The sequence below is a fragment of the Ancylomarina sp. genome (assembly GCF_041555295.1).
GTDB lineage: Bacteria > Bacteroidota > Bacteroidia > Bacteroidales > Marinifilaceae > Ancylomarina.
The window spans coordinates 1-11,397 of the sequence record NZ_JBFFKR010000103.1 but is presented as its reverse complement, the minus strand read 5'-3'; the positions used below and the strand labels follow the sequence as shown (position 1 = coordinate 11,397).

Below are 11,397 nucleotides of genomic sequence, written 5' to 3'. Positions count from 1 at the left end.
TCTTGAGAATTTAGCAATTTATAAAGAACTTATGCTACATGGTTTTACTCAGTCTGCAGAAGATAATGGTTTGAAATTTTTAATTGAGGAAGATATAGCTGGAGGCTTCGATGTTAATTTTAGAGTAGATAGGGGAGTGGGTTTATGGGATGTTTCTCCAAAGCCATATCTTGGTTTTACCGAAAGTGAGCAAAAGCAAATTATAATGAATCTATGTGCAGCATCTATTTCTGCTGGCTCCGATAAGTCGAACACCTTGAATATCGACGAGATTGTTTTTGTTAATTTATTTATGGGTATACCAGAAGTTATAGGAAGTGGTATTGATATGCCAGCTTCACAAGTTAATTGCTTTTTGCCTACTATCGAACAGGAAATTCGCATGATGGATAAAACTGATAAACATGAATATTCCCGCTACCGTTATTATGTCGATTATTTAAGTTTTGAATACGATAGGGAAAAGTTTAAAAGAACGCTTTTAGATTATGTGACCATTGTTGGTGATTACGATGATGATGGTAATTTAATTGGTTCACATGTTGAAATTCTTGAAGAGAATTTAATTCTACATGATATCCTAATGGGCAACGCACCTTTAACTTCGGATGCGACTGCAATATACAGATATACCCAAAAGGAAGATCAGCCTACATCGGGAGCACTTGGTTTTGCTTGTCAGGCAGATGATTATGTGCAGGCTCTTGAAGTTGTGCACAATAATGAGGAATTTTTGGTGTGGAAAATATCAACGCCTACCTGGGATTGGCCTATATCAATTGACCGCAGAGAATTTTCTCCATTTATTTTTGTGCCAGAGGAAGATTCTCATGGTAATAGACCACCTGGACATGGTGATGACTCAACAACCGATGGAGATGACGATCATGAAGGTGGTGGTGGATCTTCTGGTGGTGGAAAAGGTCATCATGGGGGAAGGTAAGGCTTTAAAACTACTACCCTCAACATAATTCGAACCTAATTGAATGGTTCTTAGTATTAAAGAATGGATTGCATATACTAAGTCTCATTTGCGATAAGAAAGAGGGTGCTTGTGATTAAGCACTCTCTTTTTTTAAGTGATAAGTCGTGCAGATAAGTCGGTGGTTTAAGTCTTTTTTGAGGGTTTGTAGTCCTTTACATATTTCGATCTCAAATAAATCTGTTTGAAAAAGGCTAATAGAATTATGAAATAAAATTAATTCCTTATCCGATTAAAATGCCTTAAATTTAATACTACAATAAGATCTTTTTTCACATGCGCAACTTACTACTCAATAGTGATAATTTGCATACGGAGACCATTTACATTAAAAATATGGTATGTAATTGTTGTGTGCGAGTTTTAAGCATGGTTCTAGAGGAAAACGGTATCCGTATCGATCAGGTCAAATTGGGAATGGCTACCATAAGTTACAAGCCAGAGCAAATAGGATTAGAAAAAATCAATAGTATTCTTCAGGAGAATGGCATGGAGATTATAATTGGCCATGAACAACAAATTGTAGAACAGGTTAAAGTCGCTGTAATCGAATTGATTCATCAGATGAATAATGTGGACTCCATTGTGCAGAAATCAGAATATCTGGTCGGTAAATTAGGTCTTAGCTATCAGCAATTATCAAAAATATTTTCCAAGCACGAAGCCATTACGCTTGAGCGATATATTATTCTCAATAAGATAGAACGTATAAAAGAATTGGTCAATCAGGATGAGTTAACCCTCAGCGAAATCGCTTACTTAATGGATTATAGTAGTGTGCAGTATCTTTCTGCCCAGTTTCATAAGATGACTGGGAGATCGGTGTCTGAATATAAAAAAAGTAGGGAAAAGAATAAAAAATGCCTGAACGCTTTGTATTAGACCAAGTTAAATCCTTCCAATTACATCGTGGAATTTCATAACTTTTTCACAGAATTCTGTAACAGAATACAAGAGCTTTTGTTCTAACTTTTTAGTATGAATTATTAGAGCTGGATAAGCCTTTTCAAATGTTGTTTTGAAAGGTGTAAAACCTCTAATAAGATTATTTGTAATCTCGAAATCATGAAGTTAAAAAGAAACATTGCGATTAGTGAAAATGGATTTTTATTTAATCCAGAAACAGGGGATTCCTATATCATAAACCCTATTGCAAAAGAAATAGTGAATCATTTAAAGGAGGGGCATGATGTTGCAGATGTCAAGCAGTTGCTTCTGGATAAATATGAAGTGGATTTGGTAACTCTTGAGAAAAACCTAAGCGATTTTCTGGAAATGCTGCGACATAACGAACTTCTTGATAGCTAAAAAAGGGATCAATGAAAAAAACAACATATCATATCGCTGTAACAGGACTAAATAATACCGACAATCCTGGACCTGGCATACCTGTTATTCGGGGGCTCAGGGAAAGTAAGGATTTTGATGTCCGAATTATTGGTTTGGCTTATGAAAATCTTGAGCCAGGTATCTATATGCCTGATATGGTAGACAAGACCTACCAAATTCCATATCCATCTTCAGGAATGGATACACTTCTCAAAAGAATTGAGTACATCCACGCCAAAGAAAAACTTGATGTTATCATACCCAATTTTGATGCGGAACTTTACACTTTCATTCAGGCTAAGGAAAGACTTCAAAGAATAGGGATTCAGACTTTCTTGCCCACAATGGATCAACTCGAGGAGCGACACAAGGCAAATCTTAGTCAATACGGTGAGAAGTATGGGATTAAAGTTCCCTTTAGTAAGGTTATTACACATAGACGTGATATTGAACAACTCAAGGACTCTTTCGAATACCCATTACTGGTGAAAGGCAAGTTTTACGATGCTTATTTGGCCTATTCCGATGAACAGGTAAATAGTTTTTTCAATAGAATTTCTGCAAAGTGGGGAATGCCTGTCATTATTCAGGAGTTTATTAGAGGTACCGAAGTGAATGTGATTGCTCTTGGCGATGGTTTAGGAAATACGGTAGGCGCTGTCCCTATGCGCAAGCAGTATATTACCGATAAAGGAAAAGCCTGGGGAGGGATTACCATTCAGAATGATGAAATGCTAAAACTAACACGAGACTTAATTCGAAAGACTAAATGGCAGGGTGGCATGGAATTGGAATTGATCAAAACCAATAAGAATGAATATTTCCTTATCGAAATTAACCCTCGAATTCCTGCATGGGTTTATTTAGCTGTTGCATCTGGACAAAATATACCAGAAGCCATGGTAAAACTCGCTTTAGGGTTGAATCCTGAACCCTTTTCAAATTATGAAGTAGGGAAAATGTTTATCAGATACTCCTACGATTTAATAGGTGATATCTCTCAATTTGGAAACTTATCAGTTAGCGGTGAAATGTAAGAGGGAAATTTGACTTGCTTACTTCTTCCAATGAATCATTGGGTTTTTATAATAATAGAGAAAAATTAAACAAGCTGTCAGATGAAAAAATTAGATTACGAACGGCCTATAATTAATAAAGTGAATGCTGGTATGCCCGATAAATTTGGGATGAGCACGCGAGTACCTGTTATTAGTCATATTGAAGAGCTTGCCATAGTAGATATTATGGAGCAGTTTGGATCTCCTTTATATGTGATTTCAGAGCCTTGTATTCGTAAAACCTATCGTCAGGCTCAAAAGGCTTTCTCGTCTCGTTATCCGCGGGTACAGTTCGCATGGTCATATAAGACCAACTATTTAAATGCGGTTTGTAAAATTTTTCATTCAGAGGGGGCTTGGGCCGAAGTCGTTTCTGGCTTTGAATATACGAAGGCCATTGAAAATGGAATTTCAGGAAATCAGATCATATTTAATGGTCCTGAAAAATCAAAGGAGGATTTGGAAAGGGCTATAAAAGATGGAGCGATGATTCATCTGGATAGTTTAGATGAATTTTACTTTCTTGGAGAATTGGCGCAAAAGCTCAATAAAATAGCCAATGTAGGTCTCCGAATAAATTTGGATGCGGGTATTTATCCTCAATGGGATCGTTTTGGCTTTAACTTTGAGAATGGTGAAGCGTGGCACGTTTTGAATCGTATCATGCTGCATGAGCATATGGAGTTATTAGGCTTACACACCCATATGGGAACATATATAACTGCTGTAACTGCTTATGCTATTGCTGCTGGTAAAATGGCTGATTTGGCTATCCGCTTGTTCCGAAAGTTCAATCATAGCGTGAAATATCTCGATTTGGGCGGTGGCTTTGCATCGAAAAATACACTTAAGGGTGCTTACCTGCCAGGCTCAGATACTTGTCCGTCTTTCGACGATTATGCTGAAGCCTTAACCTCTGCTTTACTTGCCAGTGAATTACCTCCAGAAAGGCTTCCTCTTCTGATTTTAGAATCGGGCAGAGCCTTGGTGGATGATGCTGGTTTCATGTTGGGAAGTGTTTTGGCAAACAAACGGCTAGTGGATGGGCGCAGAGCAACGGTGATTGATATTGGTGTTAACATGCTGTTCACATCTTTCTGGTATGAGCATGAGGTGTTGCCAACTAAACTGAAATCAGAACAAACAGAAAATACAACTATTTATGGTCCGCTTTGTATGAATATTGATGTGATACGCGAAGCTGTTCAATTTCCTCTGCTACAAAGAGGCGATGCTGTGGTGATACCACGCATTGGTGCCTATAATATGACCCAATGGATGCAGTTTATAAAACTAAGACCTCCTGTCTTGTTAATTGATGAGGATAGAAAATTGCATCTTATTCGGAAGAAAGAAACCTTTGAACAATTCAATGCAATGGAAAATACGCCTGAGCATCTTAAAACATAATGGAAACGTATAGAAAGAACATATTATTTTTGGGAGAGGCTATCCTAAATAGTTATGCTCAGGTGTTTTTTTCACGAAATAAAACCTTTGCTCTACTGCTTCTTTTGGTTAGTTTTTTTGATGTCTGGGCAGGGATCTCTGGGCTGATTTCAATAGTGGTGGCAAATGTGATTGCCTTTATAATGGGTTTCTCTCCTTTTTATATTAAAGATGGGACCTATGGTTTTAATAGTCTTTTAGTAGGCTTAGGTATAGGATTGTATTTTCAGCCTGGGCTTGAAATTGTTTTGCTTATTATTTTATCGTCCGCTTTAACCCTATTTATTGGCTTATTTCTACAGGGTGTATTTACAAAATATGCCTTGCCCTTTTTAAGTGTTCCCTTTCTGTTAGGTTTGTGGATGATCATGATGGCTAGTAGTGACCTCACCACTCTTGGTATTAGTGAAAGAGGTATTTATGAAGCCAATGAGTTTTATGATATTGGGGGCCAGTCTCTAGTGAATTTATATCATAGTATTCAAAATTGGGGGATTTTTGATTCAGTATCCATTTTTCTTAAATCGCTTGGTGCTATCTTCTTTCAAAGCAATTGGCTGGCAGGTTTGCTTATTCTCTTGGGCTTACTCTTCTATTCTCGAATCGCTTTTACTTTAGCGATATTTGGTTTCTATGTTGCGTTCTTTTTTTATGGGGTAATTGGGGCAAACATCAACGAGTTAAGTTACACCTACATCGGTTTTAATTTTATTCTAACTTCTATTGCCCTTGGGGGATTTTATATTATTCCATCTTTCTATTCTTATTTATGGATTGTGCTTCTTTTGCCAATAGTGGTGTTAGTTACCCTCAGCAGTATGCAGTGGTTTGCACCTTATAGGCTATCTATTTATGCACTTCCATTTAATGTGGTTACCCTTCTATTCTTATACATATTAAAATTAAGATATAAGCCCAATGCGAAATTGCAGGAGGTAAGAGTGCAGCACAATTCCCCCGAAAAGAATTTGTATTTCTTTAGAAATAATGTCCTTCGAATGTCCTCCATGGGATTTCCAGATTTTCAGTTGCCTTTCATTGGAGAATGGACGGTTACTCAAGCTCATGATGGGGAATACACACATAAGGATGAATGGCGTCATGCCTGGGATTTTGCCATTGTGGATGATCAGGACAAACAGTTTAAGAAACAAGGTAATCATGTAGATGATTATTACTGTTACAATAAAATGATCTTATGCCCAGCTGATGGTGAAGTTGTAAACATTCTCGATGGCGTTCAGGATAATGAAATAGGCAAAGTTAATTTAGATCAGAATTGGGGAAATAGTTTGGTCATTCATCATCACAGTGGCGTTTATTCCCAGTTGAGTCATTTCAGGGAGGACAGTTTTACAGTGAAAAAAGGAGATTTAGTAAAAAAAGGGGACGTATTAGGAACTTGTGGTAATTCGGGAAGGTCACCCTTTCCGCACATCCACTTTCAGTTTCAAACGACCCCCTACATCGGTTCGGCCACTTTAGAGCTTGCTCTGCCTCATTACATGGAGAGGATAGAGAAGCAGGTTTCGCTTAAATCGTATGCTAAGCCTGCAAAGTCGGCTAAACTACTTAGAGGTGAAGCTCACCCTCTATTAGTTCAATCTTTGGGTTTTCAGTCGGGACAGAAGTTTAGTTTTGAGGTGGTGTCAGGAGGTGATAATATTATGGTTTATGAGCAAAATAATTGGGATTTTGAAGTGAAGTCGGACACATTATCTAATACCTATCTCTACTGTAGCTCTACTAATTCAAGGGCTTATTTTAGTCTGGAGGCTAATGTTTTGCAGTTCCATAACTATTTAGGAGATAGACGTTCTCTTTTATATTATCTGTACCTGTCGTGTTATAAAGTTTACTTGGGTTTCTACGCAAATTTGAATGTAAAGGCAGAATTACCTCCTAATCTGATTTATGGGGCGGGAAAACTCTTTATTCAGGATTTTATAGCTCCATTTTACATTTATCTACGCTCCGAGTATCAACTGAATTATTTGAGCAAATTGGACGGGATAACTTCCGAAGAAATTGAACTGGAATCTAAAGTGATTTGTAGTTATCCGAATAAGAAGGAGCATTTGAAAAGTGAAATTCGTATTGAAAGCGGAGCTTCACTCCGAATTAAGATTCATAGAAAAGGTAAAACACTAGAAATAAGATGTGGAAATATGCAAGCATATTGATTTTGACTATTTTGATTAGTTCATTTGTTCATGCTCAGCAAACTCTGAGTGTTAGTCTGGTGAACACGGAAACCTATGCCCTTTATCAAAAACAGGAATGGAAACAATTGATTTTGGTTGGTGAGAACTCTATTAAACAGGGCATTGATTTCTATCACTTGCGTTTGCGAGTGGGTATAGCCCATTACGAGTTGGAGAATTATCGGAAATCAGCCGTCTTTTTTCAAGAATTGGCCCGATTAAACCCAGAGGATATCAGCTTGAAAGAGTATTTGTACTTTTCCTATCTTCTAAGTGGTAGAAACAAAGATGCCAAACGTATGCAAAATGATTTGTCCCAACCTATTCGTGAAAAATACGACATAGATAAAACAAAGTTCATTTCAGGAATATATACCGAAAGTAAATATGAGTTCATTGATGATTATGCCATCGATTCTGATCAAATTCAACAACAAACGGTTCGCAATCAATTTCATCATTATAGTTTGGGGCTGAATCATCAGCTAGGGAAAAGGCTTGAATTATTTCATGCTTACAGTCGCGTAGATTTAAAGAACTCTATCGTGTCAGAGGGCTTCCATTTTAAGGAAGAGGTAAAGCAAACTCAATATTATCTGAAAAATTCTGTTCAAATAGGTTGGGGAACTGAGCTAGTTCTTGCAGGACATTGGGTACAAACTAAAGTGAAAGGGTATCCTCTTTTCGTAGAGACGCTAGCAGAAACAGCAATGCTTACATCTAGAATAAAAGGAAATGGAAACGGTGATGGAGGAAACGGTGATGGTGGAAACGGTGATGGTGGAAATGGTGATGGTGGAAACGGTGATGGTGGAAATGGTGATGGCGGAAACGGTGATGGCGGAAACGGTGATGGCGGAAACGGTAATGGCGGAAACGGTAATGGCGGAAACGGTAATGGAGGAAACGGTGATGGTGGAAATGGTGATGGTGGAAATGGTGACGGTGGGAATGGTGATGGAGGAGATGGTGCTTCTGGATCTGCCCTTGAAATCGTTCCTTATGCGAATACTCAAAACAGTTTTATTGGATACATGGGACTTCATCAGGAACTATCTAATTGGAAGGTGAGTCTTGGGCTATTGTATTTTGAAATGAATGATTTAACTCGTTGGCAGCAAGAAGTATCTGTTCGTTTTTACCCCAAAGGAAATTTAAACTTTTACCTATTAGGTCGTTTTACCAATCAAATGGAGGAAAAATTGGAAGCAGGTTGGTTGAATCGGAGATACTGGAAAGGTGGAGCTGGTTTTCGACTTGCAAAAAATACTTGGGGACAACTTGGATACAGTTTTGGAGATATGTTCAAGCAAGTAGAGAATGAAGGGTATTCCGTATATAATGGTGTGAATCTAGTGAAAAATAGAATAGAGATAAGTCTCTATCAATATCTGTTTAAAGGAAAGTTGAACCTATTTCTTCTGTATCAAAATCAGAAAGAAATAAACGGCTATATAATAAACGATAGGATAAATCGTCAGGACATTAATGTACAATCGATAACTGGAGGAATAACATGGAACTTCTAAGGATAATAAAACACGTAACATTCAATTTACTTATCTTGTTAATGGTGTTTAGCAAGCTATCTGGACAAGACTTTAAGACTGTTAGAACAGCTTTTGAGGAGAGTTATAAGTATGAGAAAGCAGGCGACTTTTCTCATGCTCTTGATCAGTTGAAAGAGGTTTATGACGAGGATTCGTATGAAATTAACTTACGTTTGGGCTGGCTCAATTACCAGGCTGGTGTATTTACTGAGTCTATTGCGCATTATCAGCGCGCGATTAACCTGAAGCCCTATGCAGAAGAAGCAAAATTTGGTTTGGTATTACCCAAAGCCGCTATCGGAAAATGGGCTGAGGTAATAAACCTCTACAAAGAGATATTGGAGATATCACCCAACCAAACCTTGGCCAATTACCGACTGGGACTGATCTATTATGGACAGGAAGCCTATGAAAAAGCTCATCTTCACTTTAAAAAAGTGGTCGATTTATATCCTTTTAAATACGATGCCCTTATCATGCTGGCATGGACGAATTATCGAATGGGAAAAAGTCGTGAGGCTTTAATCCTTTTCGAGAAAAGCCTGTGGTATTTTCCTCAGGATCCTTCTGCTCTTGAAGGACTCAGATTATTGGGGGCTGATGCCAACTAATTCCATCGTTACAACCCGCGTAGCTATTCATCAACTGAATCATTTCGGTTTCAATGCGAGTAGCAACTGGTGCTACTTCGTAGGTATACATCGAAGTGTTTGCCAAAACGCTAAAGACCTCACCAATAAAAGCCGGGAAATTAAAACCCGAATACAATTGGTTCAGGAATTGTTTGTTTCTGGTTTTCACCGAATAGTCGAGATATTGATCCAGAAGCTTGAGAGATTCCCCCTTTGGAAACAGCTTCTGGATTCACTTTAAAATTCATGAGATCTTCGAGTTCTGATGGGATCTTAAACTTGACAATAGGGATGTTAGTATATTGATGAGTATTCAAGTCATTTTTAATTTTATAGAAGGATTCCGAAAAGAATATGTCAGTCGTCCATTGTTCAAGTGTTTTTGAGCTGTCTTGTTGAATTATGATCATCTTGGCTCAATAACCGTGGGGATTGATGATTATAAACCCAGATACATTGAAAGAGCAATAATAGCCATGATGGCGATAATAAAGAGATAGGCATAGGGACTTGCAAAATTCAAAGTCCAACCTCTCATAGGATCTTGCTTAGGAACACGTATTCTGGGGTCTTTGGGATTATAATAAAAAATACCTCGCCAATTAGCAGGGTTTCTATCCATTGGATCGTTAAAATTCTTTTTTGCGTTCATGATCTGTGAAATTTAATGAGTTTAGAACTAATATTGTTGTCTAAATTAATCAATTTATATGGCATGTCATATATCAAAGAGTAGTTTTTATTGTAAAGTTGTGTTTTCAATGAGATAAGAAATTGTGATCCATTCTATTCGCTAATAAACACAAGAAAAGGCGACCCATATGAGTCGCCTTTTATAATGTAGTCTAGTATTAGATCTAGAAGATACCCGGTATGCCAGGTAGTTGACCAACCATGGCTAGAGATACGATACAGATGATAAACATAGCACCTGGAATAATCAGTTTCTCTTTCCAAGATAATTCTTTAGCACGCTCGCGGTCACCAATTAGGCCCATATTATCAAGAAGCATAGTGAAAGCCCATCCAAATACAGGATTAACAAAGGCACATGCGAAAATACAGGTTCCAGCACTAAGAGAATCTTTATGCTTGTGAACCATCTGCATACCAGCCTCTAATAAAGGTAAGAATACACCAACGATTAATGCGACTCTAAGTACGGGTTCCCACATGGCTAAATCCATAGGATAACCAAGAACAGAAGCCAGTACACAAAGAATAGCCGTTAGAACAGCACCCCCTGGAATAGGACGTTTGGCAATGGCAGCTGGAATCATATAGGTTCCCCATGAAGAGGCGATATTACCACCCCCCAATGCAACACCAATAACCTGGCGAATAGATGCTACAGTCATAGTATCATCCACATCCATTAGAACACTTTTAGCCTTTTTAGGGTAATTTAATTCCTGAAAAACACGGTGTCCTAAATAGTCAGGCGTCCACATGGCAACAGCAAGAATAGCAAAAGGAATCACAGCAATAAAGTGCCCCAGATTAGGTAAGCCAAGCTTCCATCCTGTATCTTCGCCCCACCACCACATTGGATTAAAATGAGGAAGTCCAGGTTCAGTCGTAAAGGCAAAATCAGCTCCCATAGTATAAGCAATAACACCAGCTAGTGCGGAACAAAGTGGGATCGCTAACCAGCGCTTGTTAACACGCGCCAAGTAGGCATAAATCAAAATGGTGACACCAATAACGGCAAAAGATAAGGCATTGATACCGGTACCAGATGACCAAAACTCAAGTTTGGTTATTTGTCCGATTAGTCCAACAGCTCCTAAGTAGATCAGTAGTCCGCCACGAACACCTACACCCGTTAGGTTCATCAGTTTGGAACCTCCTTTGGTAATACTTAATGTTAGCCCAAAAACACCAATCAAAATACCCAAAGCAAGAGGATGCCCTCCGGCTGCGGCAATAATTGGGATAAGCGGAATCATAGGACCGTGTGTTCCTGCCAGGTTGGCTGTTGGGTTCAGTATTGCAGAAAAAAGCAGTACAAAGATACCCCCTGCAATCAGAAGTTCGTAACGAACATTCTCTGCAACAAATTCCGGAGTCAGTCCGAATTGTGCAGCAAAAACAGCAACCATTGCGGTTACCATCACCACTTTACCAATAGTAGCAGCTAGTGCTGGAACCAAGTCTTCCAGTTCGATGTTAAAATCTCTGAAGGGCAGGTGA

Annotated in this window: 12 protein-coding genes; 8 read left to right on the top strand and 4 right to left on the bottom strand. The window is 38.4% G+C overall.

Annotation, left to right across the window (positions count from 1 at the left end; translation table 11 throughout):
• The 8 genes from ABY905_RS09095 to ABY905_RS09060 form a co-directional block, all read left to right on the top strand.
• Nucleotides 1-943 (top strand): hypothetical protein (locus ABY905_RS09095; protein ID WP_372642760.1); only part of this gene is annotated, 943 nt, incomplete at its 5' end.
• 315 nt (nt 944-1,258) lie between these two features.
• Entirely contained in the window at nt 1,259-1,864 is a 606-nt protein-coding gene (locus tag ABY905_RS09090; RefSeq protein ID WP_372642757.1) for a helix-turn-helix domain-containing protein, read from the top strand.
• Nucleotides 1,865-2,047: 183 nt separating this feature from the next.
• Nucleotides 2,048-2,290, top strand: coding sequence for a PqqD family protein (locus ABY905_RS09085; RefSeq protein ID WP_372642755.1), 243 nt, complete (start codon nt 2,048-2,050; stop codon nt 2,288-2,290).
• Between the two features lie 11 nt (nt 2,291-2,301).
• Nucleotides 2,302-3,348: an ATP-grasp domain-containing protein gene (locus ABY905_RS09080; protein ID WP_372642753.1), complete on the top strand. Its 1,047-nt coding sequence runs from the start codon at nt 2,302-2,304 to the stop codon at nt 3,346-3,348.
• Between the two features lie 81 nt (nt 3,349-3,429).
• Nucleotides 3,430-4,779: an alanine racemase gene (locus ABY905_RS09075; RefSeq protein ID WP_372642750.1), complete on the top strand. Its 1,350-nt coding sequence runs from the start codon at nt 3,430-3,432 to the stop codon at nt 4,777-4,779.
• Entirely contained in the window at nt 4,779-7,001 is a 2,223-nt protein-coding gene (locus ABY905_RS09070; RefSeq protein ID WP_372642747.1) for an urea transporter, read from the top strand. The genes ABY905_RS09075 and ABY905_RS09070 overlap by 1 nt, the downstream gene beginning before the upstream one ends.
• Complete coding sequence (locus ABY905_RS09065) at nt 6,977-8,551, top strand: tetratricopeptide repeat protein (protein WP_372642745.1); 1,575 nt, start codon at nt 6,977-6,979, stop codon at nt 8,549-8,551. The genes ABY905_RS09070 and ABY905_RS09065 overlap by 25 nt, the downstream gene beginning before the upstream one ends.
• Entirely contained in the window at nt 8,539-9,183 is a 645-nt protein-coding gene (locus ABY905_RS09060) for a tetratricopeptide repeat protein (RefSeq protein WP_372642743.1), read from the top strand. Before ABY905_RS09065 ends, ABY905_RS09060 begins: the two co-directional genes overlap by 13 nt.
• Here the strand turns inward: ABY905_RS09060 and ABY905_RS09055 are convergent.
• From ABY905_RS09055 to ABY905_RS09040, 4 genes are all read right to left on the bottom strand, one after another.
• Nucleotides 9,155-9,373, bottom strand: coding sequence for a hypothetical protein (locus ABY905_RS09055; RefSeq protein WP_372642741.1), 219 nt, complete (start codon nt 9,371-9,373; stop codon nt 9,155-9,157). The two genes, ABY905_RS09060 and ABY905_RS09055, sit on opposite strands and share 29 nt — an antisense overlap.
• Nucleotides 9,324-9,614 carry a hypothetical protein gene (locus ABY905_RS09050; RefSeq protein WP_372642762.1) on the bottom strand — a complete coding sequence of 97 codons (291 nt, stop codon included), beginning with the start codon at nt 9,612-9,614 and terminating at the stop codon, nt 9,324-9,326. Before ABY905_RS09050 ends, ABY905_RS09055 begins: the two co-directional genes overlap by 50 nt.
• 29 nt (nt 9,615-9,643) lie before the next feature.
• Nucleotides 9,644-9,856 (bottom strand): hypothetical protein, encoded by a 213-nt coding sequence (locus ABY905_RS09045; RefSeq protein WP_372642738.1) that lies wholly within the window; start codon nt 9,854-9,856, stop codon nt 9,644-9,646.
• A gap of 205 nt (nt 9,857-10,061) precedes the next feature.
• Nucleotides 10,062-11,397, bottom strand: a 1,336-nt coding sequence (locus ABY905_RS09040; protein ID WP_372642735.1) for a DUF3360 family protein, incomplete at its 5' end; no start/stop codon positions are given.